The sequence below is a fragment of the Klebsiella sp. GG_Kp175 genome (assembly GCF_040062325.1).
Taxonomy (GTDB): Bacteria; Pseudomonadota; Gammaproteobacteria; order Enterobacterales; family Enterobacteriaceae; genus Klebsiella; species Klebsiella quasipneumoniae.
In genome coordinates, this window is record NZ_JBEAFX010000005.1 from 31,368 (window position 1) to 55,644 (window position 24,277).

The window sequence follows — 24,277 nt, forward strand, 5'->3', positions numbered from 1 at the left end:
TGGCCTCCTGAGAACAGTTTAGATTTTTTTATGGGTAAGAAAACGCAATTTTAGTGATTTTTGTTGCAAATTTGTAAATTTTCACCGCGTAAAATGGGGGGCTCCGCGCCTCAGACAACGCCTGAGAGAGAGAATGAAACCGCAATGCGTTTAACGATTATTTTGGTCGGTCCTGCCCGGGCCGAGAACGTCGGTGCCGCCGCCAGGGCGATGAAAACCATGGGATTTCGCGATCTGCGGATCGTGGACAGTGAAGCCCATCTGGCGCCGGCGGCACGCTGGGTGGCGCACGGCTCAGGCGACATCCTCGATGGCATCACCACCTATTCCACCCTTGCTGAGGCGCTGCACGACGTCGATTTTACCGTCGCCACCACCGCCCGCAGTCGCGCGCGGTTTCACTATTACGCCACGCCGCAGCAGTTGTTGCCGCTGCTGGAGGAGAAGGCGAACTGGATGACCCATACCGCGCTGGTATTTGGCCGTGAAGACGCCGGATTGACCAATGAGGAGCTGGCCCTGGCCGATGTGCTGACCGGCGTGCCGATGGTCGCGGATTATCCGTCGCTGAACCTCGGTCAGTCGGTGATGGTTTACTGCTATCAATTAGCATCGCTTATGCAACAATCGGCTCCCGCCGCTGCCGCGGCAGACCATCATCAGCTGCAGGCGTTGCGCCTCCGCACCATGGCCTTGCTTTCGCGTCTGGGCGTGGAGGACGATGCCAAACTGGCCGACTGGCTGTCGCAACGATTGGGGCTGCTGCAGCAGCGAGACACGGCAATGTTGCATCGTTTGCTGCATGATATTGAAAAAAACCTACCAGAATAAAGTTCTGTCATATTTTTTATTTATGGTTGCATGTACTGTTTTTGCGGGAGGTGTTCCGCCAATCTGGGTGTTTTTTCTTGTCGAGGTGGCGCAATACGTAAGCCGGCTGAAATGGGGTTAATTGAGAAATTCATTGACTTAAGACGGCAGATACTTTAACCAATATAGGCAGGACACACAGACAGATAAAAATACAGAGTACACAACATCCATGAATCGCATCGGCATGATTACCACCATTATCACCACCACCATTACCACAGGTAACGGTGCGGGCTGACGCGTACAGGAAACACAGAAAAAAGCCCGCACCTGAACAGTGCGGGCTTTTTTTTTGACAAGAGATCAAGGGGTAAGAACCATGCGAGTGTTGAAGTTCGGCGGTACATCAGTGGCAAATGCGGAACGGTTTCTGCGGGTTGCCGATATTCTGGAGAGTAATGCCAGGCAGGGGCAGGTAGCGACCGTCCTGTCTGCCCCGGCGAAGATCACTAACCATCTGGTAGCGATGATTGAAAAGACCATTGGCGGCCAGGATGCCCTCCCCAATATTGCCGACGCTGAACGCATTTTTGCCGAACTTCTTCAGGGCCTTGCCGACGCCCAGCCCGCTTTCCCGCTCGCCCAGTTGAAAGCCTTTGTTGAGCAGGAGTTTGCTCAGATTAAGCATGTCCTGCACGGTATTAGCCTGCTGGGTCAGTGCCCGGATAGCGTCAATGCCGCGCTGATCTGCCGAGGCGAAAAGCTCTCCATCGCCATCATGGCGGGTCTGCTGGAAGCCCGTGGTCATAAAGTCAGTGTCATTAACCCGGTGGAAAAACTGCTTGCCGTTGGTCACTACATGGAGTCCACGGTCGATATCGCCGAATCCACCCGCCGCATCGCCGCCAGCCAGATCCCGGCAGACCATATGATCCTGATGGCTGGGTTTACCGCTGGCAATGAGAAGGGGGAGCTGGTGGTGCTGGGGCGCAACGGCTCCGACTATTCGGCTGCGGTGCTGGCCGCCTGCCTGCGCGCCGATTGCTGCGAAATCTGGACCGATGTCGACGGAGTGTACACTTGCGACCCGCGCCAGGTGCCGGATGCGCGTCTGCTGAAATCGATGTCTTATCAGGAGGCGATGGAGCTCTCCTATTTTGGCGCGAAAGTGCTGCACCCGCGCACCATCGCCCCTATCGCCCAATTCCAAATCCCATGTCTGATTAAAAATACTGGCAACCCGCAGGCGCCGGGAACGCTCATCGGCGCCAGCCGCGACGAGGACGATCTGCCGGTTAAAGGCATCTCTAACCTCAACAACATGGCGATGTTCAACGTTTCCGGGCCGGGGATGAAAGGCATGGTCGGCATGGCCGCCCGCGTCTTCGCCACCATGTCCCGCGCCGGCATCTCGGTAGTGCTGATCACCCAATCCTCCTCCGAGTACAGCATCAGTTTCTGCGTGCCGCAGAGCGACTGCGCGCGAGCCAAACGGGCGATGGAAGATGAGTTTTACCTCGAGCTGAAAGAGGGGCTGCTGGAGCCGCTGGCCATTATGGAGCGTCTGGCTATTATCTCGGTGGTGGGTGACGGGATGCGCACCCTGCGCGGTATCTCGGCGAAATTTTTTGCCGCGCTGGCCCGCGCCAATATCAATATCGTGGCGATTGCTCAGGGTTCTTCCGAACGCTCCATTTCGGTGGTGGTCAGCAATGACGACGCTACCACCGGCGTGCGCGTGACCCATCAGATGCTGTTCAACACCGACCAGGTGATCGAAGTGTTCGTCATCGGCGTCGGCGGCGTCGGCGGGGCGCTGCTGGAGCAGATCAAACGCCAGCAGAGTTGGCTGAAGAGCAAACATATCGATCTGCGCGTTTGCGGCGTGGCCAACTCTCAGGCGCTGCTGACCAGCGTGCATGGTCTGAATCTGGAAAACTGGAGTGAAGCTCTGGCGGAGGCGAAAGAACCCTTTAATCTTGGCCGCCTGATCCGCCTGGTAAAAGAGTACCACCTGCTGAATCCGGTGATCGTCGACTGTACCTCCAGCCAGGCGGTCGCCGATCAGTACGCCGACTTCCTGCGCGAAGGTTTCCATGTGGTCACGCCGAATAAAAAGGCCAATACCTCTTCACTGGATTACTATCATCAGCTGCGCCACGCGGCGAGCAGCTCGCGCCGCAAGTTCCTCTATGACACGAACGTTGGCGCTGGCCTGCCGGTGATTGAGAACCTGCAGAACCTGCTCAACGCCGGCGATGAACTGCGCCATTTCTCCGGGATCCTTTCCGGTTCGCTGTCGTTTATCTTCGGCAAGCTGGATGAGGGCGTGAGTTTCTCGGCGGCGACGGCAATGGCCCGTGAGATGGGGTATACCGAGCCGGATCCGCGCGACGATTTATCCGGGGTGGACGTCGCGCGTAAGCTGCTGATTCTGGCCCGTGAGACCGGACGTGAACTGGAGCTGTCGGACATTATCGTCGAGTCGGCGCTGCCGGCGGACTTCGACGCCAGCGGTGATGTCGAGACCTTTATGGCTCGCCTGCCGTCGCTGGATGATGAGTTCGCCTCGCGGATTGCTAAGGCGCGCGATGAAGGTAAAGTCTTGCGCTATGTCGGTAACATCGAAGAGGATGGTACCTGCCGGGTGAAAATTGCCGCCGTTGACGGTAACGATCCGCTGTACAAAGTCAAAAATGGCGAGAACGCGCTGGCCTTTTACAGCCACTATTATCAGCCATTGCCGCTGGTGCTGCGCGGCTATGGTGCCGGGAACGACGTCACGGCGGCCGGCGTATTCGCCGACCTGCTGCGCACCCTTTCCTGGAAGTTAGGAGTTTAAGATGGTCAAAGTATATGCCCCGGCTTCCAGTGCCAATATGAGCGTCGGGTTTGATGTGTTGGGCGCGGCGGTCACGCCGGTCGATGGCACGCTGCTTGGCGACAACGTCACTGTCGAAGCGGCGGAGCAATTCAGCCTGCAGAATCTGGGACGCTTCGCCAGCAAACTGCCGACGGCGCCGCAGGAGAACATTGTTTACCAGTGCTGGGAAAGCTTTTGCCGGGAGATCGGTAAGACGGTGCCGGTGGCGATGACGCTGGAAAAAAACATGCCGATTGGTTCCGGGCTGGGTTCCAGCGCCTGCTCGGTGGTCGCCGCGCTGGTGGCGATGAACGAGTTTTGCGGTAAGCCGCTGAACGAGACGCGCATGCTGGCGCTGATGGGGGAGATGGAAGGGCGTATCTCCGGCAGCATTCACTACGACAACGTGGCGCCGTGCTATCTTGGCGGCATGCAGTTGATGATCGAAGAGAACGGGATTATCAGCCAGCAGGTGCCCGGGTTTGATGAGTGGCTGTGGGTGCTGGCCTATCCGGGGATTAAAGTCTCCACCGCCGAAGCGCGGGCGATTCTGCCGGCGCAGTACCGCCGTCAGGATTGTATCGCCCATGGTCGCCACCTCGCGGGCTTTATTCATGCCTGCTACACCCGCCAGCCGCAGCTGGCGGCAAAATTGATGAAAGATGTGATTGCCGAACCGTACCGAACCAAACTGCTGCCGGGCTTTAGCGAAGCGCGTCAGGCGGCCATGGAGATGGGCGCCCAGGCTTGCGGCATCTCCGGCTCTGGCCCAACGCTGTTCGCGTTGTGCGATAAGCCGGACACCGCACAGCGCGTCGCCGACTGGCTTGGCGCGCACTATCTACAGAATCAGGAAGGCTTTGTTCATATTTGCCGGCTGGATACGGCGGGCGCACGCGTAGTGGGATAACCAATGAAACTGTATAACTTAAAAGATCACAATGAGCAGGTCAGCTTTGCGCAGGCCGTTACCCAGGGACTTGGCAAGCATCAGGGCCTGTTCTTTCCGCACGATCTGCCGGAATTCAGCCTGACTGAAATCGACGATATGCTGGCGCAGGACTTTGTCACCCGCAGCGCCAAAATTTTATCCGCCTTTATCGGCGATGAGATCCCGCAGGATGTCCTGCAGCAGCGGGTCCGCGCGGCGTTTGCGTTTCCGGCGCCGGTGAGCAAGGTTCAGGAGGATGTCGGCTGTCTGGAACTGTTCCATGGCCCCACGCTGGCGTTCAAGGATTTCGGCGGCCGCTTTATGGCGCAGATGCTGACCCACATTGCGGGCGACAAGCCGGTCACCATCCTTACGGCGACCTCTGGCGATACTGGTGCGGCGGTGGCGCATGCTTTCTATGGTCTGCCGAACGTTAAGGTGGTGATCCTCTATCCGCGCGGCAAGATCAGCCCGCTGCAGGAGAAGCTGTTCTGTACTCTCGGCGGCAACATTGAAACCGTGGCGATCGACGGCGACTTCGACGCCTGCCAGGCGCTGGTGAAGCAGGCGTTTGACGATGAAGAACTGAAGGCGACGCTGGGGCTGAACTCGGCTAACTCCATTAACATCAGCCGCCTGCTGGCGCAGATCTGCTACTACTTCGAAGCGGCGGCGCAGCTGCCGCAGGAAGCCCGCAATCAGCTGGTGATTTCTGTGCCGAGCGGCAACTTCGGCGATCTGACCGCCGGTCTGCTGGCGAAGTCGCTGGGTCTGCCGATCAAACGCTTTATCGCTGCCACCAACGCCAACGACACTGTTCCGCGCTATCTGCAGGGCGGCGAGTGGGCGCCAAAAGCCACCCAGGCGACGCTGTCCAACGCCATGGACGTCAGCCAGCCGAACAACTGGCCGCGTGTCGAAGAGCTGTTCCGCCGTAAAATCTGGCGTCTCAGCGAGCTGGGCTATGCCGCGGTCGATGATGAGACCACCAAAGCGGCAATGCGTGAGCTGAAGGCCATCGGCTACATCTCTGAGCCGCACGCGGCGATTGCCTGGCGCGCGCTGCGCGATCAGCTGCAGCCGGGAGAGTACGGTCTGTTCCTCGGCACCGCCCATCCGGCGAAGTTCAAAGAGAGCGTGGAGGAGATCCTGCAGGAGACCCTGCCGCTGCCGAAAGAGCTGGCCGACCGCGCCGACCTGCCGCTGCTGTCTCACAATCTGCCGGCGGATTTCGCCGCGCTGCGTAAGCTGATGATGGGCTAAATCCTTACCGTCCCCCTGTCGCGTCGAACGCCGCAGGGGGACGCTTACTTACTGCTCGTGGCGTTTAAACACCAGTTCGCCTTTCTCCGAAGCCTCCGCATCAAAGAAATAGCCTTCGCTATTAAAGGATTTCAGCTGCTCCGGCTGGGTTAAGCGATTTTCAATAATGTAGCGGCTCATCAGGCCACGGGCTTTCTTGGCATAGAAGCTGATCACTTTGAATTTGCCGTTCTTCTCATCGAGGAAGACCGGCTTGATCAGCTGGCCCTGCAATTTTTGCGTTTTCACCGATTTAAAATACTCATCGGAAGCCAGGTTGATGACGATATCGTCGCCCTGAGCCTGCAGCGCCTGATTCAGCTTCTCGGTAATGGTATCGCCCCAGAACTGGTACAGATCTTTACCGCGCGGGTTTTCCAGACGGATCCCCATCTCCAGGCGGTAGGGCTGCATCAGGTCCAGCGGGCGCAGCACGCCATACAGGCCGGAGAGCATGCGCAGGTGTCGCTGGGCGAAGTCAAAGTCGTCCTCAGTGAGCGTCTCTGCCTGCAGGCCGGTGTAGACATCGCCCTTAAAGGCGAGGATCGCCTGGCGGGCGTTTTGCGGCGTAAAGTCAGGGTGCCAGTCGTGGAAACGGGTGGCGTTCAGATCCGCCAGCTTGTCGCTGATGCTCATCAGCTTGCCGATTTGCGGCGCGGTCAGTTGACGGGCGATGCTGATAAGCTCTTGAGAATACTCGAGGAGTTCGGGCTGGGTATAGCGAGTCGTTGCCAGCGGGCTTTCATAATCGAGCGTTTTAGCAGGTGAAATCAGAATCAGCATATCCAGTCCTTGCAGGTAATTTCGACGAATTTTAACAAAAAAAGTGCATGGTGGGATCGATAGCTGCGATTGCCGCGCTATTCTCGCGGCAGTTCATTCCACGCGCCCGGGGCCAGCTGCTGGTGAATCTCGGGATAGCGCGACGCATCAAAAGTGGGCTGGATGCCTAACTGGCGCTGACGCAGATAATCACTGGCGATAATCCGCACCGTCGGGGAGAGCAGCAGGATGGCCGTCAGGTTGGTCATCGCCATCAGCGCCATAATGATATCCGCGCTCTGCCAGACGACCGGCAGGCTAACCAGGGTCCCCAGCAGCACCATCAGGACGGTGAGTATTCTCAGCCCCCAGATATAGCGCGGCTTATCCAGATGCAGAAAGATCAGATTATTTTCCGCATACACGTAGTTGGCCACGATAGAGCTAAAAGCGAACAGCAGCACGATGAGGGCGATAAAATCCGCTCCCCAGCCGCCGACCAGCACGCTCATCGCGTGTTGCAAGTCCTGAATACCATTGAGCGTATATTCATTGTCGGGCCGCGGCGCCAGCATGACGATAATCGCGCTGGCGGTACAGATCACGATGGTATCGATAAACACGCCTATCATCTGCACGATACCCTGCGCCGCCGGGTGCGGCGGCCATGAGGCGGCGGCTGCGGCGGCGTTAGGCGAAGAGCCCATCCCTGCTTCATTGGAGAACATGCCGCGCTGAAAGCCGCTGGTCAGCGCCTGGCTGATGGTGTAGCCCACCGCGCCGGCGGCGGCTTCCTGCCAGCCGAAGGCGCAGCGAAAGATGGTGGCGAAAATCGTCGGCAGGGCGGTGATATGCCACAGGCCGATAAGCAGGCTGGTGGCGATCCATAGCAGCGCCATGATGGGCACTATCCACTGCATCAGGCGCGCCACGCCGCGTAAACCGCGGAGGATGGCCAGCAGAACGACAACGGCCAGCACGCCGCCGCTGACCGCCGCCGGCAGATCGAACGCATAGCGCAGGGCATGAGCCACGGAGTTAGCCTGCACGGTATTGAAGATAAAACCATAGGCCAGCAGCAGGAGGATCGAAAACAGCACGCCCATCCAGCGCATGCCGAGCCCGCGCGCCATATACCAGGCCGGGCCGCCGCGAAACTGGCCGCGGCTGTCGCGTTCTTTATACAACTGGGCAAGGGAACATTCGGCGAAGCTGCTGGCCATGCCGAGCAGGGCGGAGACCCACATCCAGAATACCGCTCCGGGTCCGCCGGCGGCGATGGCCAGCGTGACGCCGGCAAGATTACCGCTGCCAACCCGGGCGGCAAGACTGGTACATAACGCCTGAAAAGAGGTTAAACCGCCCGGCTGCGGATGCAGGCTTTTTTTCAGACTGCGGCTAAATTTGCGCACGTAACGGAACTGAATACCCCGGGTTTGCCAGCTAAACCAGATCCCTGCGCCCAGTAGCAGATAAATCATCACTGAGCCCCAGAGTATTTCATTGATAAATGAGAGAAAATCAGGCATTAAACATCCTCTTGTCCATGCCGGCACGCCAGTGTAAGCGTTACCAATTAAGTGACAATCCTTGCGCTTTCAGCAAATTAATCTGCATAGTTTATCACACTCTGCGCTCTTCTCTCGTCGGCGGTTGCGCTGACCCGGCAGCGTGTTATCATCTGGGCAGACCGGTTACATCCCCTTAACTGCTGTTTAAGAGAAATATATCATGACGGATAAATTAACTTCTCTGCGTCAGTACACCACTGTCGTCGCTGACACCGGAGATATTGCGGCAATGAAGCTGTATCAGCCTCAGGATGCCACCACCAACCCTTCCCTGATCCTCGGCGCGGCTCAGATCCCTGAGTACCGTAAGCTGATTGACGACGCTGTGGCCTGGGCTCGTAGCCAGAGCAGCGATCGCGCACAGCAGATCCTTGATGCTTCCGATAAGCTGGCGGTGAACATCGGTCTCGAAATCCTGAAACTGATCCCGGGCCGTATCTCCACCGAAGTGGATGCACGTCTTTCCTACGACACCGAAGCGTCTATCGCCAAAGCTAAGCGCATCATCAAGCTGTATAACGACGCGGGCATCAGCAACGATCGTATTCTGATCAAGCTGGCTTCCACCTGGCAGGGCATTCGCGCCGCTGAGCAGCTGGAAAAAGAAGGCATCAACTGCAACCTGACCCTGCTGTTCTCCTTCGCTCAGGCTCGTGCTTGCGCCGAAGCGGGCGTCTTCCTGATTTCGCCGTTCGTTGGTCGTATCCTCGACTGGTACAAAGCCAACACCGATAAGAAAGAGTATGCGCCGGCAGAAGATCCGGGCGTGGTTTCCGTCAGCGAAATCTACGAGTACTACAAGCAGCACGGTTATGAAACCGTAGTGATGGGCGCCAGCTTCCGTAACGTTGGTGAAATTCTCGAACTGGCTGGCTGTGACCGCCTGACCATCGCCCCGGCGCTGCTGAAAGAGCTGTCCGAAAGCGAAGGCGCCGTTGAGCGTAAACTGGTGTATACCGGTGAAGTGAAAGCGCGTCCGGAGCGTATTACCGAATCTGAATTCCTGTGGCAGCATAACCAGGATCCGATGGCGGTAGACAAACTGGCGGAAGGTATCCGCAAGTTTGCGATCGACCAGGAAAAACTGGAAAAAATGATCGGCGAACTGCTGTAATCCCGCAGGTGGCCGACGCCCGTCGGCCACATTACACTGTCTGTCCCGCCATCAGCAGTGTATCATTTCGTTTAACGCTACAGTTTGAACGGAATAACCATGAATACCTTACGAATCGGCTTAGTTTCCATTTCCGATCGCGCCTCCAGCGGCGTCTATCAGGACAAAGGCATCCCGGCACTGGAAGAGTGGCTGGCGCGTGCCCTCACCACCCCTTTTGAACTGCAGACTCGCCTGATTCCGGATGAGCAGGTCATTATTGAGCAAACGCTGTGCGAACTGGTTGACGAGATGGGGTGCCACCTGGTGCTGACCACCGGCGGAACCGGCCCTGCGCGTCGCGATGTGACGCCCGACGCCACGCTGGCGATTGCCGATCGCGAGATGCCGGGCTTCGGCGAGCAAATGCGCCAGGTTAGCCTACACTTTGTGCCGACGGCGATCCTTTCCCGGCAGGTCGGGGTGATCCGCAAGCAGGCGCTGATCCTCAATCTACCCGGACAACCGAAAGCGATTCAGGAGACCCTGGAAGGGGTGAAAGATGCTGACGGCAACGTGCTGGTGCACGGTATTTTCGCAAGTGTACCTTATTGTGTACAGTTGCTGGAGGGGCCTTATGTGGAAACCGATGGCCGTGTGGTAGAAGCATTTCGTCCAAAAAGCGCCAGACGCGAAACTTTATCCTGAATTTGATGCATTTGTGACATAACCTGCATCGCTGATGGTGTGCCGTTTTATTTACGATATAGTGCTGTTTACTTTACACACTATAAAATACGCTGCACACCTCAGGATGAAATCGCGTTATGTCATATGCAAACCGACCGCTCAACCGCCAGGATTATAAAACGCTAACGCTGGCCGCCCTTGGCGGCGCGCTGGAGTTTTATGACTTTATCATCTTCGTTTTCTTCGCCGCCGTCGTCGGCGAGCTCTTCTTCCCCGCGGATATTCCGGAATGGCTGCGCCAGGTACAGACCTTTGGCATTTTCGCCGCCGGTTACCTGGCGCGTCCGCTGGGGGGGATCATCATGGCCCACTTTGGCGATCTGGTAGGGCGTAAGAAAATGTTTACCCTCAGCATTCTGCTGATGGCGGTGCCGACCCTGGCGATTGGTCTGCTGCCGACCTACAGCTCGGTGGGCATCGTCGCGCCGCTGCTGTTGCTGCTGATGCGTATTCTGCAGGGGGCGGCGATCGGCGGCGAGGTGCCTGGCGCCTGGGTGTTTGTCGCCGAGCATGTTCCGGAAAAACGCATTGGTATCGCCTGCGGCACGCTGACGGCCGGCCTGACCGTAGGCATCCTGCTGGGATCGGTGGTGGCGACGCTTATCAACACCAGCCTGACGCCGCAGGGGATCCACGACGGCGGCTGGCGGATCCCCTTCCTGCTGGGGGGCGTATTTGGCCTGGTGGCGATGTATCTGCGCCGCTGGCTGCAGGAGACGCCGATTTTTCTTGAGATGCAGCAGCGCAAAGCGCTGGCGCAGGAACTGCCGGTAAAGGCGGTCGTCCTCAAGCACCAGAAGGCGGTGGCGGTCTCTATGCTGCTGACCTGGCTGCTGTCGGCAGGCGTGGTGGTGGTGATCCTGATGTCGCCGGTCTGGCTGCAGAAACACTATGGCTTCGCCCCGGCGATGACCCTGCAGGCCAACAGCATTGCCACGATTATGTTGTGCATCGGCTGTCTGCTCGCCGGGCTGGCGGCGGACCGCTTCGGCGCCAGCCGCACCTTTATCGTCGGCAGCCTGCTGCTGGCGGTTGCCAGCTGGGCATTTTATCACCTGTCCGGCGCCAGCCCGCAGCGGCTGTTTCTGCTGTACGGTACGGTGGGACTCTGCGTGGGCGTGGTGGGGGCGGTGCCTTATGTCATGGTGCGGGCCTTCCCGGCGGAAGTGCGCTTCACCGGCATTTCCTTTTCCTACAATCTGTCGTACGCGATTTTTGGCGGCCTGACGCCGATTGCCGTCACGATGCTGATGGGGGTGTCGCCGATGGCCCCGGCCTGGTATGTGCTGGCCTTGTCGCTGATGGGCTTGGGATTAGGTATCTGGCTGCGTCAGGGGCTGACGGCGGCGAGGTTGCCGGAAGGGGAGCTGCAGCGCTAAGCAGGGTTTACCGATGATGACCAGCCGCCGCCCTGTCACAGGGCGGCGGCGGAAGATTAACGCGGTTCGCCGATCGGCAACACGGTGCGGCCGAACTGCTCGTTCAGCACTTCGCCCATCGCCAGGTAAATGGCGCTGGCGCCGCAGATCAGGCCGATCCAGCCGGCTACTTTCACGATGCCTTCGTTATCTACCAGATGCCCAATCGCCAGCAGCGCGAACAGCACCGTCAGGCTCAGGAACACGAACTGCAGCATACGTGCGGCTTTCAGCGTGCCGAAGAACATGAACAACGTAAAAATACCCCACAGGCCGAGATACATGCCGAGGAAGTGCGCGTTCGGCGCATCAGCCAGGCCCATTTTCGGCATCAGAAGGATAGCAACCAGCGTCAGCCAGAAGCTGCCGTAGGAGGTAAAAGCGGTCAAGCCAAAGGTGTTGCCTTTTTTGTATTCCAGCAGGCCGGCAAAAATTTGCGCAATGCCACCGTAAAAAATGCCCATCGCCAGGATAGCTACATCGAATGCGAAGAGGCCGCTATTCGCCAGGTTAAGCAGAATAGTGGTCATGCCGAAGCCCATAAGGCCCAGCGGTGCCGGATTAGCCAACTTAGTGTTGCCCATAATTCCTCAAAATTATCATTAAAAGGGAAGCATTACCCCGCGACTTGGCGGCGGGGCGCGGCATAATAATGAGGCGCGTAAAGGCTGTCTATGATCTGGCGGGGTATTTTTCACCAATTTCAGTTGCGCCCGACGATGAGTGGAGCATTTGTCGTAAACAGGCAATTTGCAGGACCGCGGGGATGGTGACCCGATAAGCGCTGCCGCTCACCGCTTTCACGCTGTTCAGCGCGGCGCCAAGCGGCCCCCCCAGCCCGGCGCCGCGTACCAGGCCATGACCGATGACGCTCACGGCGGCGTGCGTGCGCAGGATGGCGGTTAACCGCTCATCCAGTAGCAGGGCAACGCCTTCACTCAGCTTGCGGCGTCTCAACAGATGGGGCAGTAGGCTTTCCAGCTCAAGACTCCGGCACTCCACCGCGGCGAGAAACTGCGTTTTTTGTGCCGCATCCAGCTTATTCCAGCTGTGCTGCAGAAAATGCGTCAACAACTGTTGCTCAATCTGCGGCGTCGTCATCTGTTTATCGACCTTTGCCTTCAGCCTCTTACACACATCCAGCAGGATGGCGCGATAAAATTTGCCATGGCGGCGCAGCGTATTGGCGATGCTGTCGCCGCCGAAATGCTGTAGCTCGCCGGCGATCAACTGCCAGTTGCGGCGATAGCGCTCCGGGTGGCCCTCCATAGACAGAAAGGTTTCGTTGCGCAGCAGCGTACTGGAGAGACGGGGTTTGCCATTTTCCCCGTGGGTCAGAATACGGGTAAACGCTTCCAGATGCGCCTCGCTGCACTCAGGCAGAAAGGCGAGATCGTCATCATCCAGATAATTAATACGCATAACGTTTTCTCTCGGGCAGGGGACGACGTTAGTCGTCGCCGATAATTTTCAGTGAGGCCATATCTGAGGAGTTGACCGTCTGGCCGGAGAAGGCGATTTTTTTCACACAGCGCTTGTTGTCGTTATCGCTGTTGAGGGTGATCCAGCCGGTGGTGTTGCCCTCTTTGATCCCGGCGGGCACGTTCAGCGTGTGGCTGGCGCCGTGGCTGGCCTTAAAGTAGACGGTTGCTCCGGAGAGCTGTATATCGCCGCGCTCGGCGCTGAGCTGAATACGTTTGACCACCCGGCAGACGGGGAGCTTCAGCGTCAGATCGTTGGTCTCATTGCGCGGCATGGCGATCACGCCGAGGATCTTATGGTCGTTGGCGGCCGCCGAGGTGATAACTGACACGCTAAGGATAAGCCCCGCTGAAAGCCGGAATAGTGATTTCATTAATCTGTCCCCTGAATAAGTAAAGTGCGAGGGCGGGGATCTTATCACTGCGAAAACGGGGCTTTTAGCGCACAAGTATTGCGTTTTATGTCAATGATATTATGAATATATTTGGTTATTTTATTCGTTATTTATATGGATGTTTCGCCATCTTTTTTGCCGCCCGGCAACATCGTTTGCTGAGCCATCGGCGACAGGGGGCGAGGGCGTCGGCTGGTACCCGGCAAAAAATTTTTCTACTTGCCCCTTGATGCCGGAGTGGGCGACCCCATCTTGTAGTCAACCGCAGTGAAGAACCTGAAAAAAAATGATGTCTGGGCAGTTGAAACCGCAGGTTTCGCCCTTATTACAGGTTCACAACCACATGTTGATCGAATTTTTAGTGGAGACGTTTAGATGGGTAAAATTATTGGTATCGACCTGGGTACTACCAACTCTTGTGTAGCGATTATGGATGGCACTACTGCACGCGTGCTGGAGAACGCCGAAGGCGATCGCACCACGCCTTCTATCATTGCCTATACCCAGGATGGTGAAACTCTGGTTGGTCAGCCGGCTAAACGTCAGGCAGTGACAAACCCGCAAAACACCCTGTTTGCGATTAAACGCCTGATTGGCCGCCGCTTCCAGGACGAAGAAGTTCAGCGTGACGTTTCTATCATGCCATACAAAATTGTTGCCGCAGACAATGGCGACGCATGGCTGGATGTGAAAGGCACCAAAACTGCACCGCCGCAGATCTCTGCTGAAGTGCTGAAAAAAATGAAGAAAACGGCTGAAGATTACCTGGGTGAACCGGTAACTGAAGCGGTTATCACCGTACCGGCTTACTTCAACGATGCGCAACGTCAGGCCACCAAAGATGCTGGCCGTATCGCCGGTCTGGAAGTCAAACGTATCATCAACGAACCGACCGCGGCCGCGCTGGCGTACGGTCTGGATAAAGAAGTGGGCAACCGTACTATCGCGGTTTACGACCTCGGTGGTGGTACTTTCGATATCTCTATTATCGAAATCGACGAAGTGGATGGCGAAAAAACCTTCGAAGTACTGGCGACCAACGGTGACACCCACCTGGGCGGCGAAGACTTCGATACCCGTCTGATCAACTACCTCGTTGATGAATTTAAGAAAGATCAGGGCATTGACCTGCGCAACGACCCGCTGGCGATGCAGCGTCTGAAAGAAGCCGCTGAGAAAGCGAAGATTGAACTGTCTTCTGCTCAGCAGACCGACGTTAACCTGCCGTACATCACTGCAGATGCGACCGGTCCGAAACACATGAACATCAAAGTGACTCGCGCGAAACTGGAAAGCCTGGTAGAAGACCTGGTTAACCGTTCCATCGAGCCGCTGAAAGTAGCCCTGCAGGATGCCGGTCTGTCCGTTTCCGATATCAACGACGTGATCCTCGTTGGTGGTCAGACTCGTATGCCGATGGTGCAGAAGAAAGTGGCCGAGTTCTTTGGTAAAGAACCGCGTAAAGACGTTAACCCGGATGAAGCCGTGGCGATCGGTGCTGCCGTTCAGGGCGGTGTACTGACTGGTGATGTGAAAGACGTTCTGCTGCTCGACGTGACCCCGCTGTCGCTGGGTATCGAAACCATGGGCGGCGTGATGACTGCGCTGATCAGCAAAAACACCACCATCCCGACCAAGCATAGCCAGGTGTTCTCTACCGCTGAAGACAACCAGTCTGCGGTCACCATCCATGTGCTGCAGGGTGAGCGTAAACGCGCGTCTGATAACAAATCTCTGGGTCAGTTCAACCTGGATGGTATCAACCCGGCGCCGCGCGGCATGCCGCAGATCGAAGTGACCTTTGACATCGATGCTGACGGTATCCTGCACGTCTCCGCGAAAGACAAAAACAGCGGTAAAGAGCAGAAGATCACCATCAAAGCGTCTTCCGGTCTGAATGAAGAAGAAATTCAGAAAATGGTTCGCGAAGCGGAAGCTAACGCCGAATCTGACCGTAAGTTCGAAGAGCTGGTACAGACCCGCAACCAGGGCGACCATCTGCTGCACAGCACTCGCAAGCAGGTTGAAGAAGCAGGCGATAAACTGCCGGCTGACGACAAAACTGCCATCGAGTCTGCGCTGACCGCGCTGGAAACTTCGCTGAAAGGTGAAGACAAAGCGGACATCGAAGCGAAAATGCAGGCGCTGGCGCAGGCTTCCCAGAAGCTGATGGAAATCGCCCAGCAGCAGCATGCTCAGCAGCAGGCGGGTTCCGCTGACGCTCAGGCGAGCAACGCGAAAGACGACGATGTTGTCGACGCTGAGTTCGAAGAAGTGAAAGATAAAAAATAATCGCCCTTTGAACGGGTAAAACACTGGCACGGGCGAAGAGGTTTCCTCTCCGCCCGTGCACGCATGTTAAGGGGCTGAAAAACACCGATGGCAAAGCAAGATTACTACGAGATTTTAGGCGTCTCCAAAACAGCGGAAGAGCGTGAAATCAAAAAGGCTTATAAGCGCCTGGCCATGAAGTATCACCCGGACCGCAACCAGGGTGATAAAGAGGCCGAAGCCAAATTTAAAGAAATCAAAGAAGCGTATGAAATCCTGACTGATGCCCAGAAGCGTGCGGCCTACGATCAGTACGGCCACGCGGCCTTTGAGCAGGGCGGCATGGGCGGCGGCGGCGGTTTTGGCGGCGGTGCGGACTTCAGCGATATCTTTGGCGATGTTTTCGGCGATATCTTTGGCGGCGGACGTGGCCGGCAGCGCGCGGCGCGCGGCGCCGATCTCCGTTACAACATGGAGCTGACGCTGGAAGAAGCGGTACGTGGCGTCACCAAAGAGATCCGTATTCCGACGCTGGAAGAGTGCGACGTCTGCCACGGCAGCGGCGCCAAAGCAGGCAGCAAACCGCAAACCTGTCCGACCTGTCATGGCGCAGGCCAGGTACAGATGCGTCAGGGCTTCTTTGCGGTACAGCAGACCTGTCCGCACTGTCAGGGACGCGGTACGCTGATTAAAGATCCGTGCAATAAATGTCATGGTCACGGCCGCGTTGAGAAGACCAAAACCCTGTCGGTTAAAATCCCGGCGGGCGTGGATACCGGAGACCGGATCCGTCTGGCGGGCGAAGGTGAAGCCGGCGAGCATGGCGCACCGGCAGGCGATCTGTACGTTCAGGTCCAGGTGAAGCAGCACGCTATCTTTGAGCGTGAAGGCAATAACCTGTACTGCGAAGTGCCGATCAACTTCACCATGGCAGCGCTGGGCGGCGAGATTGAGGTCCCGACGCTCGACGGCCGCGTCAATCTCAAGATTCCGGGCGAAACCCAGACCGGCAAGCTGTTCCGCATGCGCGGCAAAGGCGTGAAATCCGTTCGCGGCGGCGCGCAGGGCGATCTGCTGTGCCGGGTGGTGGTGGAGACGCCGGTGGGGCTGAACGAGAAGCAGAAGCAGCTGCTGAAAGAGCTGCAGGAAAGCTTCGGCGGCCCGACCGGGGAAAACAACAGCCCGCGTTCGAAAAGCTTCTTCGACGGTGTGAAGAAGTTCTTCGACGATTTGACCCGCTAATTCCGCTTTCGCTGACTCCTGGCCCGGGCCTTTGCTGCCCGGGCTTTTTTTGTCTTATCGCTCCTCTTTGATTCGTAAAAATCGAATGTTTACTCAACTTAAATCTGATTTTTTCGAGTTATCAGTTTGTGTATTATGCTTTTATCGAGTTATTCACCAACAGGATGAAAGTAAAAGTGAAACATCTGCAACGATTCTTCAGTAGCGATGCTTCCGGCGGCATTGTCTTAATCATCGCCGCGGTGCTGGCGATGGTCATGGCCAATACCAGCGTGACCAGCGGTCTGTATCACTCCTTCCTTGATACGCCTGTACAGCTGCGGGTGGGGGCGCTGGAGATCAACAAGAATATGCTGCTCTGGATCAATGATGCCCTGATGGCGGTGTTCTTCTTGCTGATTGGCCTCGAGGTCAAACGCGAGCTGATTCAGGGCTCGCTGGCGAGTCGTCGTCAGGCGGTCTTTCCGGTGATTGCCGCGCTCGGCGGGATGATCGTCCCGGCGCTGGTCTATCTGGCCTTTAACGCTCAGGATCCTGTCGCCAGAGAGGGATGGGCGATCCCGGCAGCGACGGATATTGCCTTTGCCCTCGGCGTGCTGGCGCTGTTAGGCAGCCGCGTCCCGACGGCGCTAAAGATTTTCCTGATGGCGCTGGCGATCATTGATGACCTGGGGGCTATCGTGATTATCGCGCTGTTTTATACCCACGACCTGTCAATGCTCTCGTTGGGCGTGGCGGCGGCGGCGATTGCGGTGCTGGTGGCCCTGAATCTGAGCGGCGTGCGGCGCACTGGGATCTATATTCTGGTCGGCGCGGTGCTGTGGACGGCGGTGCTGAAGTCCGGCGTTCACGCGACGCTTGCCGGAGTCATCGTCGGCTTTATGATTCCGTTACAGGAAAAGCAGGGTAAATCCCCGGCCAAAGCGCTTGAGCATGTCCTGCACCCGTGGGTCGCGTTTATGATCCTACCGCTGTTTGCCTTTGCCAACGCGGGTGTCTCGTTGCAAGGGGTCACACTTGATGGACTGACGTCGCTGCTGCCTCTGGGCATCATGGCCGGCCTGTTTATCGGTAAGCCGCTGGGGATCAGCCTGTTCTGCTGGCTGGCCCTGAAGCTGAAGTGGGCCTCGCTGCCGGAGGGGACCACCTGCGGGCAGATTATGGCGGTGGGTATCCTGTGCGGGATTGGCTTTACGATGTCGATTTTTATCGCCAGTCTCGCCTTTGGCAACGTGGATCCCGCGTTGATCAACTGGGCCAAGCTTGGCATCTTGATCGGCTCAGTGTTATCGGCCGTCACCGGATACCTCATACTGCGTCAGCGCGCGACGGATACTCGCCTCGCGGTATAACCTTTCTGCGGAGGGCCTCTCCGGCCCTCCAGGACATTATCAGGGAGAGAAGCATGTCACATATCAACTACAACCATCTGTACTACTTCTGGCACGTCTATAAAGAAGGGTCTGTCGTGGGCGCGGCGGAGGCGCTGTTTCTGACGCCGCAGACCATTACCGGGCAGATCAAAGCGCTGGAGGAGCGTCTGCAGGGTAAATTATTCAAGCGCAAGGGAAGAGGGCTGGAGCCGAGCGAGCTCGGGGAGTTGGTCTTCCGCTATGCCGACCGGATGTTTACCCTGAGCCAGGAGATGCTCGACATCGTCAACTATCGCAAAGAGTCTAATCTGCTGTTTGACGTCGGCGTGGCCGATGCGCTCTCGAAGCGGCTGGTCAGCGGCGTGCTGGATGCCGCCGTTGTCGAAAGCGAGCAGATTCATCTGCGCTGTTTTGAATCCACCCATGAGCTGCTGCTGGAGCAGTTGAGCCAGCATAAGCTCGATATGATTATCTCTGACTGCCCGATCGACTCGACGCAGCAGGAAGGGCTGTTTTCGGTGAAGATTGGCGAGTGTAGCGTCAGCTTCTGGTGTATGAACCCGGCGCCGACGAAGCCGTTCCCGGCTTGTCTCGAAGAGCGACGGCTGCTAATCCCCGGCCGACGATCGATGCTGGGACGTAAGCTGCTGAACTGGATTAATGTGCAGGGTCTGAAGGTGGAGATTCTCGGCGAGTTTGACGACGCGGCGCTCATGAAAGCCTTTGGCGCTGCGCATAATGCGATATTTGTCGCGCCGACGCTCTACGCGCATGATTTCTATCATGATGAATCGATTGTCGAAATTGGCCGCATGGATAGCGTGATGGAGGAGTATCACGCTATTTTCGCCGAACGGATGATTCAGCATCCGGCGGTACAGCGCATCTGCAATCGCGATTATTCGTCGCTGTTTACTGAACCCAGATAGCCGGAAAGCGTGGCTGGCGTGGCTCAGGTCGCGCCAGGGCGGGGAAGATGACAGGCATAAAAAAACCCGCTTTCGCGGGTTTTTTCACAAAGCGACAACAAGCAGCGATTAAGCCAGTTTGTTGATCTGAGCGGTCAGGTTAGCCTTATGACGCGCAGCTTTGTTTTTGTGGATCAGACCTTTAGCAGCCTGACGGTCCACGATCGGTTGCATTTCGTTAAATGCTTTTTGTGCAGCAGCTTTGTCGCCAGCTTCGATAGCTGCGTATACTTTCTTGATGAAAGTACGCATCATAGAGCGACGGCTAGCGTTGTGCTTGCGAGCCTTTTCAGACTGAACGGCGCGCTTCTTAGCTGATTTGATATTAGCCAAGGTCCAACTCCCAAATGTGTTCTATATGGACAATTCAAAGGCCGAGGAATATGCCCGTTTAGCCTTCTTTTGTCAATGGATTTGTGCAAATAAGCGCCGTTTAACACCACAGCGCTTCATTACGTAGTGATGGCGCAAGATTCTACCAGCTTGTTGCAGGCGAATACAGCTTTTCCACCATAAAAATCGCCGGGGGCGGGCGGTTTTCCCGCTTACCCGCGCTGAGTGAATGAATTCCTGAGAACTTTCGTTGCCGAGGAGCAATCGCTGGTTAACGTTGACAGTTGTACAAGGTATACTCGGACGATTTTCACTGTTTTGAGCCAGACATGAAGCTGATACGCGGCATACATAATCTCAGTCAGGCCCCGCACGGGTGCGTGCTGACCATTGGCAATTTTGACGGCGTGCATCGTGGGCATCAGGCGCTGCTGCAGCGATTGCGCGAAGAGGGCCGCCAGCGCGGTTTACCGGTGGTGGTGATGATTTTCGAACCCCAGCCGCTCGAGCTTTTTGCCGCCGATAAAGCCCCGGCGCGGTTGACCCGCCTGCGTGAAAAGCTGAGCTATCTGGCTGAAAGCGGGGTCGACTATGTGCTGTGCGTTCGCTTCGACCGCCGGTTCGCCGCGCTGACGGCGCAGGATTTTATCAGTGAACTGCTGGTGCGCCGCCTGGGCGTGCAGTTCCTTGCCGTCGGTGACGATTTCCGCTTTGGCGCTGGTCGCCAGGGGGATTTCTTGTTATTACAAAAGGCGGGGGCGGAATACGGCTTCGACGTCACCAGCACCCAAACCTTCTGCGAAGGCGGGGTGCGGATCAGCAGCACGGCGGTGCGTCAGGCGCTGGCCGATGACGATCTTCTTCTTGCGGAGACGCTGCTCGGCCATCCGTTTAGCATTTCCGGACGCGTCGTGCATGGCGACGAACTGGGCCGTACCATAGGTTTTCCGACGGCGAACTTACCGCTGCGTCGTCAGGTTTCCCCGGTTAAAGGGGTCTATGCGGTAGAAGTGACAGGTCTGGGCGACAAACCGATCGCCGGTGTCGCCAATATTGGCACCCGTCCAACGGTAGCGGGCGTGCGTCAGCAGCTCGAAGTGCATCTGTTGGACGTTGTAATGGACCTCTACGGTCGCCATATCAATGTAGTACTGCGTAAAAAGATACGTAATGAGCAGCGGTTTGCGTCGCTGGACGAGCTGAAGGCGCAAATCGCACGTGATGAGTTAACGGCCCGCGAATTATTTGGGCTGACCAGCCAGGCCTGAGCCACTGGTGTTTATCAAACCGAAATACGGAACCGAGAATCTGATGAGTGACTATAAATCGACCCTGAATTTGCCGGAAACAGGGTTCCCTATGCGTGGCGACCTCGCCAAACGCGAACCGGGAATGCTGGCGCGTTGGACCGATGATGACCTGTACGGCATCATTCGTGCAGCCAAAAAAGGCAAAAAAACCTTCATTCTGCATGATGGCCCTCCTTATGCGAATGGCAGCATTCATATTGGTCACTCGGTAAACAAGATTCTGAAAGACATTATCGTTAAGTCCAAAGGACTGACGGGCTATGACTCGCCTTACGTTCCGGGCTGGGACTGCCACGGTCTGCCGATCGAGCTGAAAGTAGAGCAGGAATACGGCAAGCCGGGCGAGAAGTTCACCGCAGCAGAATTCCGCGCCAAGTGCCGCGAATATGCCGCCGAGCAGATCGACGGCCAGCGTAAAGACTTTATTCGCCTCGGCGTGCTGGGCGACTGGTCGCATCCGTACCTGACCATGGACTTCAAAACCGAAGCCAATATCATTCGCGCGCTGGGCAAAATCATCGGCAACGGCCATCTGCATAAAGGCGCCAAGCCGGTGCACTGGTGCGTAGACTGCCGTTCCGCGCTGGCGGAAGCGGAAGTGGAGTATTACGACAAGACTTCCCCATCCATCGACGTGGCGTTCCACGCGGTAGATAAAGCCGCGGTGCTGGCGAAATTCGGCGTCGCCGACGTCAACGGCCCGGTGTCGCTGGTTATCTGGACCACCACTCCGTGGACCCTGCCGGCTAACCGCGCCATCTCCCTGTCGCCGGAGTTCGACTATGCGCTGGTGCAGGTTGACGGTCAGGCGCTGATCCTGGCGAAAGACCTGGTCGAGAGCGTGATGAAGCGCGTTGGCGCGGCCGATTACACCATCCTGGCGGCGGTGAACGGCGCCGAGCTTGAACTGATGCGTTTCCAGCATCCGTTCCTGGATTTCGACGTGCCGGCGATCCTTGGCGACCACGTGACGCTGGATGCCGGTACCGGCGCGGTGCATACCGCCGGCGGCCACGGTCCGGACGACTACACGATCAGCCAGAAATACGGTCTGGAAATCGCTAACCCGGTTGGCCCGGACGGAGCTTATCTGCCAGGCACCTATCCGTCCCTGGACGGTATCAACGTCTTCAAAGCCAACGATATCATCGTTGAGATGCTGCGTGAGCGCGGCGCGCTGCTGCATGTGGAAAAAATGCAGCACAGCTATCCGTGCTGCTGGCGCCACAAGTCGCCGATCATCTTCCGCGCCACCCCGCAGTGGTTCGTGAGCATGGATCAGAAAGGCCTGCGCGCGCAGTCGCTGAAAGAGATCAAAGGCGTGCAGTGGATCCCGGACTGGGGCCAGGCGCGTATCGAATCGATGGTCGCCAACCGTCCTGATTGGTGTATCTCCCGTCAGCGTACCTGGGGCGTGCCGATGTCGCTGTTCGTGCATAAAGAAACCCACGAACTGCACCCGCGTACCCTTGAGCTGATGGAAGAAGTCGCGAAGCGTGTTGAAGTCGACGGCATCCAGGCGTGGTGGGATCTCGATTCCCGCGACATCCTTGGCGATGACGCTGACAGCTACGAGAAAGTGCCGGATACCCTCGACGTCTGGTTTGACTCCGGATCGACCCACTCTTCCGTGGTTGACGTGCGTCCGGAATTCGCCGGTCACGCCGCCGATATGTATCTGGAAGGCTCCGACCAGCATCGCGGCTGGTTCATGTCCTCGCTGATGATTTCCACGGCGATGAAAGGCAAAGCGCCCTATCGTCAGGTACTGACCCACGGCTTCACCGTCGATGGTCAGGGGCGCAAAATGTCCAAGTCTATCGGCAACACCGTTAGCCCTCAGGACGTGATGAACAAGCTGGGCGCCGATATCCTGCGCCTGTGGGTGGCTTCCACCGACTACACCGGCGAAATGGCGGTCTCTGACGAGATCCTCAAACGCGCCGCGGACAGCTATCGTCGTATCCGTAACACCGCGCGCTTCCTGCTGGCGAACCTGAACGGTTTCGATCCGGCAAAAGACATGGTCAAACCGGAAGAGATGGTGGTGCTGGATCGCTGGGCGGTCGGCTGCGCGCAGGCGGCACAGGAAGATATCCTGAAAGCCTACGAATCCTACGACTTCCACGAAGTGGTGCAGCGCCTGATGCGCTTCTGCTCCATTGAGATGGGCTCGTTCTACCTCGACATCATCAAAGACCGCCAGTACACCGCTAAGGCGGACAGCGTGGCGCGTCGCAGCTGCCAGACCGCGCTGTTCCACATCGTGGAAGCGCTGGTGCGCTGGATGGCGCCGATCATGTCCTTCACTGCGGACGAAATCTGGGGTTACCTGCCGGGCGAGCGTGAGAAATACGTCTTTACCGGCGAATGGTATCAGGGTCTCTTCGGCCTGGCCGACGACGAAGCGATGAATGACGGCTTCTGGGATGAGCTGCTGAAAGTCCGTGGCGAAGTCAACAAAGTGATCGAGCAGGCGCGTGCGGATAAGAAAGTCGGTGGTTCGCTGGAAGCTGCGGTGACGCTGTATGCTGATGCCGACCTGGCCGCTAAGCTCAACGCACTGGGGGATGAATTGCGATTTGTCCTGTTGACCTCCGGGGCGAACGTCGCAGACTATGCGAGCGCATCTGCTGATGCGCAGCAGAGCGAACTGCTCAAAGGGCTGAAAGTCGCATTGAGTAAAGCTGAAGGTGAGAAATGCCCGCGCTGCTGGCATTACACCACCGATATCGGCAAGGTGGCGGAACACGCGGAAATCTGCGGACGCTGTGTGAGCAACGTCGCCGGTGACGGCGAGCAACGTAAATTCGCCTGATGAGTAAATCGATCTGTTCAACGGGGCTACGCTGGCTGTGGGTGGTCGTAGCCGTGCTGATTATCGATCTGGGTAGCAAATTCCTGATCCTCCAGAACTTCGCTCTGGGGGAGACGGTTCCGCTGTTCCCGTCGCTTAATCTGCATTATGCCCGCAACTATGGCGCGGCCTTTAGCTTCCTCGCCGACAGCGGCGGCTGGCAGCGCTGGTTCTTTTCCGGGATCGCGATCGGCATTTGCGTGGTGCTGACGGTACTGATGTACCGTTCGAAGGCGTCGCAAAAGCTGAACAATATTGCCTACGCCCTGATTATCGGCGGCGCGCTGGGCAACTTGTTCGATCGCCTGTGGCACGGCTTTGTGGTCGATATGATCGACTTCTACGTCGGCGACTGGCACTTCGCCACTTTCAACCTCGCCGATAGCGCTATCTGCATCGGCGCGGCGATGATTGTGCTGGAAGGCTTCTTGCCGAAACCGACCGCAAAAGAGCAGGTGTAAAGGTTAATGCCGGGTGGCGCCACGCCTGCCCGGCCTACAGAATGTGTGGTCTCCCGTCGCCCGGTAAGCGTAGCGCCTCCGGG

General features: G+C 57.4%; 21 protein-coding genes and 1 other annotated feature. Of the genes, 15 read left to right on the forward strand and 6 right to left on the reverse strand.

From position 1 onward, the window contains the following. Positions 1-144 precede the first annotated feature (144 nt). From ABLU73_RS11710 to thrC, 5 genes are all read left to right on the forward strand, one after another. Positions 145-831: a tRNA/rRNA methyltransferase gene (locus ABLU73_RS11710; protein ID WP_004204223.1), complete on the forward strand. Its 687-nt coding sequence runs from the start codon at positions 145-147 to the stop codon at positions 829-831. Between the two features lie 211 nt (positions 832-1,042). After that, positions 1,043-1,111, forward strand: a complete 69-nt coding sequence (gene thrL, locus ABLU73_RS11715) for a thr operon leader peptide (protein ID WP_004222578.1) — start codon at positions 1,043-1,045, stop codon at positions 1,109-1,111. Continuing rightward, positions 1,050-1,167, forward strand: a sequence feature (Thr leader region). Its footprint overlaps the gene before it by 62 nt. Positions 1,168-1,192: 25 nt before the next feature. After that, positions 1,193-3,655: a bifunctional aspartate kinase/homoserine dehydrogenase I gene (gene thrA, locus ABLU73_RS11720; protein WP_004204224.1), complete on the forward strand. Its 2,463-nt coding sequence runs from the start codon at positions 1,193-1,195 to the stop codon at positions 3,653-3,655. Between the two features lies 1 nt (position 3,656). Next, positions 3,657-4,586: a homoserine kinase gene (thrB, locus tag ABLU73_RS11725; RefSeq protein WP_002887853.1), complete on the forward strand. Its 930-nt coding sequence runs from the start codon at positions 3,657-3,659 to the stop codon at positions 4,584-4,586. Positions 4,587-4,589: 3 nt separating this feature from the next. Further along, positions 4,590-5,870 carry a threonine synthase gene (thrC, locus tag ABLU73_RS11730; RefSeq protein ID WP_002887863.1) on the forward strand — a complete coding sequence of 427 codons (1,281 nt, stop codon included), beginning with the start codon at positions 4,590-4,592 and terminating at the stop codon, positions 5,868-5,870. A gap of 48 nt (positions 5,871-5,918) precedes the next feature. Here the strand turns inward: thrC and yaaA are convergent, their stop codons facing one another. Beyond that, complete coding sequence (gene yaaA, locus ABLU73_RS11735; RefSeq protein ID WP_264923633.1) at positions 5,919-6,692, reverse strand: peroxide stress protein YaaA; 774 nt, start codon at positions 6,690-6,692, stop codon at positions 5,919-5,921. Between the two features lie 77 nt (positions 6,693-6,769). After that, positions 6,770-8,200 (reverse strand): sodium:alanine symporter family protein, encoded by a 1,431-nt coding sequence (locus tag ABLU73_RS11740; protein ID WP_004204227.1) that lies wholly within the window; start codon positions 8,198-8,200, stop codon positions 6,770-6,772. Between the two features lie 202 nt (positions 8,201-8,402). Here ABLU73_RS11740 and tal point away from each other — a divergent pair, with 202 nt between their 5' ends. The 3 genes from tal (at position 8,403) to ABLU73_RS11755 (ending at position 11,464) form a co-directional block, all read left to right on the forward strand. Continuing rightward, entirely contained in the window at positions 8,403-9,356 is a 954-nt protein-coding gene (gene tal, locus ABLU73_RS11745) for a transaldolase (RefSeq protein WP_004204228.1), read from the forward strand. Positions 9,357-9,455: 99 nt separating this feature from the next. Next, positions 9,456-10,043, forward strand: coding sequence for a molybdopterin adenylyltransferase (gene mog, locus ABLU73_RS11750; protein WP_004204229.1), 588 nt, complete (start codon positions 9,456-9,458; stop codon positions 10,041-10,043). Between the two features lie 119 nt (positions 10,044-10,162). Continuing rightward, complete coding sequence (locus ABLU73_RS11755; RefSeq protein ID WP_004204230.1) at positions 10,163-11,464, forward strand: MFS transporter; 1,302 nt, start codon at positions 10,163-10,165, stop codon at positions 11,462-11,464. Between the two features lie 56 nt (positions 11,465-11,520). Here ABLU73_RS11755 and satP read toward each other — a convergent pair whose 3' ends face one another. From satP to ABLU73_RS11770, 3 genes are all read right to left on the reverse strand, one after another. Next, a complete protein-coding gene (gene satP / locus ABLU73_RS11760) occupies positions 11,521-12,087 on the reverse strand; it encodes an acetate uptake transporter (RefSeq protein ID WP_004204231.1) in 567 nt (188 codons plus the stop codon). Between the two features lie 88 nt (positions 12,088-12,175). Next, a complete protein-coding gene (msyB, locus tag ABLU73_RS11765) occupies positions 12,176-12,925 on the reverse strand; it encodes an acidic protein MsyB (protein ID WP_048979796.1) in 750 nt (249 codons plus the stop codon). A gap of 28 nt (positions 12,926-12,953) precedes the next feature. Continuing rightward, positions 12,954-13,358: a DUF2541 family protein gene (locus ABLU73_RS11770; RefSeq protein ID WP_009309180.1), complete on the reverse strand. Its 405-nt coding sequence runs from the start codon at positions 13,356-13,358 to the stop codon at positions 12,954-12,956. Positions 13,359-13,754: 396 nt separating this feature from the next. Between ABLU73_RS11770 and dnaK the strand changes: the two genes are divergently transcribed. The 4 genes from dnaK to nhaR all read left to right on the forward strand — a co-directional run bounded on the left by dnaK (position 13,755) and on the right by nhaR (position 19,194). Beyond that, the gene (dnaK, locus tag ABLU73_RS11775) at positions 13,755-15,671 is read left to right on the forward strand and encodes a molecular chaperone DnaK (protein ID WP_004204234.1); all 1,917 of its coding nucleotides are present in this window, start codon (positions 13,755-13,757) and stop codon (positions 15,669-15,671) included. 87 nt (positions 15,672-15,758) lie between these two features. Beyond that, complete coding sequence (gene dnaJ, locus ABLU73_RS11780) at positions 15,759-16,892, forward strand: molecular chaperone DnaJ (protein WP_002887955.1); 1,134 nt, start codon at positions 15,759-15,761, stop codon at positions 16,890-16,892. Between the two features lie 176 nt (positions 16,893-17,068). Continuing rightward, a complete protein-coding gene (nhaA, locus tag ABLU73_RS11785) occupies positions 17,069-18,244 on the forward strand; it encodes a Na+/H+ antiporter NhaA (RefSeq protein ID WP_017901221.1) in 1,176 nt (391 codons plus the stop codon). A gap of 53 nt (positions 18,245-18,297) precedes the next feature. Beyond that, on the forward strand, positions 18,298-19,194 hold the full coding sequence (nhaR, locus tag ABLU73_RS11790; RefSeq protein WP_002887961.1) for a transcriptional activator NhaR: 897 nt from the start codon (positions 18,298-18,300) through the stop codon (positions 19,192-19,194). Positions 19,195-19,302: 108 nt separating this feature from the next. Here nhaR and rpsT read toward each other — a convergent pair whose 3' ends face one another. Further along, positions 19,303-19,566, reverse strand: coding sequence for a 30S ribosomal protein S20 (gene rpsT / locus ABLU73_RS11795; RefSeq protein WP_002887965.1), 264 nt, complete (start codon positions 19,564-19,566; stop codon positions 19,303-19,305). Positions 19,567-19,895: 329 nt separating this feature from the next. Here rpsT and ribF point away from each other — a divergent pair, with 329 nt between their 5' ends. Genes ribF through lspA form a run of 3 tightly spaced genes read left to right on the forward strand, consistent with a single transcriptional unit; the run spans position 19,896 to position 24,194 of the window. Continuing rightward, positions 19,896-20,834, forward strand: a complete 939-nt coding sequence (gene ribF / locus ABLU73_RS11800; RefSeq protein WP_004204236.1) for a bifunctional riboflavin kinase/FAD synthetase — start codon at positions 19,896-19,898, stop codon at positions 20,832-20,834. Positions 20,835-20,877: 43 nt separating this feature from the next. Next, positions 20,878-23,694 (forward strand): isoleucine--tRNA ligase, encoded by a 2,817-nt coding sequence (ileS, locus tag ABLU73_RS11805; RefSeq protein ID WP_004204238.1) that lies wholly within the window; start codon positions 20,878-20,880, stop codon positions 23,692-23,694. Then, positions 23,694-24,194 (forward strand): signal peptidase II, encoded by a 501-nt coding sequence (gene lspA / locus ABLU73_RS11810; protein WP_004204239.1) that lies wholly within the window; start codon positions 23,694-23,696, stop codon positions 24,192-24,194. The genes ileS and lspA overlap by 1 nt, the downstream gene beginning before the upstream one ends. Positions 24,195-24,277 lie beyond the last annotated feature (83 nt).

What these genes read in the sequence shown, in the direction of transcription:
- ribF (WP_004204236.1), top strand. Translation starts at nt 19,896, where the DNA reads ATGAAGCTGATACGCGGCATACATAATCTCAGTCAGGCCCCGCACGGG.
- msyB (WP_048979796.1), bottom strand. Translation starts at nt 12,925, where the DNA reads ATGCGTATTAATTATCTGGATGATGACGATCTCGCCTTTCTGCCTGAG.
- dnaJ (WP_002887955.1), top strand. Translation starts at nt 15,759, where the DNA reads ATGGCAAAGCAAGATTACTACGAGATTTTAGGCGTCTCCAAAACAGCG.
- satP (WP_004204231.1), bottom strand. Translation starts at nt 12,087, where the DNA reads ATGGGCAACACTAAGTTGGCTAATCCGGCACCGCTGGGCCTTATGGGC.
- ileS (WP_004204238.1), top strand. Translation starts at nt 20,878, where the DNA reads ATGAGTGACTATAAATCGACCCTGAATTTGCCGGAAACAGGGTTCCCT.
- ABLU73_RS11755 (WP_004204230.1), top strand. Translation starts at nt 10,163, where the DNA reads ATGTCATATGCAAACCGACCGCTCAACCGCCAGGATTATAAAACGCTA.
- thrA (WP_004204224.1), top strand. Translation starts at nt 1,193, where the DNA reads ATGCGAGTGTTGAAGTTCGGCGGTACATCAGTGGCAAATGCGGAACGG.
- dnaK (WP_004204234.1), top strand. Translation starts at nt 13,755, where the DNA reads ATGGGTAAAATTATTGGTATCGACCTGGGTACTACCAACTCTTGTGTA.
- tal (WP_004204228.1), top strand. Translation starts at nt 8,403, where the DNA reads ATGACGGATAAATTAACTTCTCTGCGTCAGTACACCACTGTCGTCGCT.
- nhaR (WP_002887961.1), top strand. Translation starts at nt 18,298, where the DNA reads ATGTCACATATCAACTACAACCATCTGTACTACTTCTGGCACGTCTAT.
- ABLU73_RS11770 (WP_009309180.1), bottom strand. Translation starts at nt 13,358, where the DNA reads ATGAAATCACTATTCCGGCTTTCAGCGGGGCTTATCCTTAGCGTGTCA.
- yaaA (WP_264923633.1), bottom strand. Translation starts at nt 6,692, where the DNA reads ATGCTGATTCTGATTTCACCTGCTAAAACGCTCGATTATGAAAGCCCG.
- ABLU73_RS11710 (WP_004204223.1), top strand. Translation starts at nt 145, where the DNA reads ATGCGTTTAACGATTATTTTGGTCGGTCCTGCCCGGGCCGAGAACGTC.
- lspA (WP_004204239.1), top strand. Translation starts at nt 23,694, where the DNA reads ATGAGTAAATCGATCTGTTCAACGGGGCTACGCTGGCTGTGGGTGGTC.
- thrB (WP_002887853.1), top strand. Translation starts at nt 3,657, where the DNA reads ATGGTCAAAGTATATGCCCCGGCTTCCAGTGCCAATATGAGCGTCGGG.
- thrC (WP_002887863.1), top strand. Translation starts at nt 4,590, where the DNA reads ATGAAACTGTATAACTTAAAAGATCACAATGAGCAGGTCAGCTTTGCG.
- ABLU73_RS11740 (WP_004204227.1), bottom strand. Translation starts at nt 8,200, where the DNA reads ATGCCTGATTTTCTCTCATTTATCAATGAAATACTCTGGGGCTCAGTG.
- mog (WP_004204229.1), top strand. Translation starts at nt 9,456, where the DNA reads ATGAATACCTTACGAATCGGCTTAGTTTCCATTTCCGATCGCGCCTCC.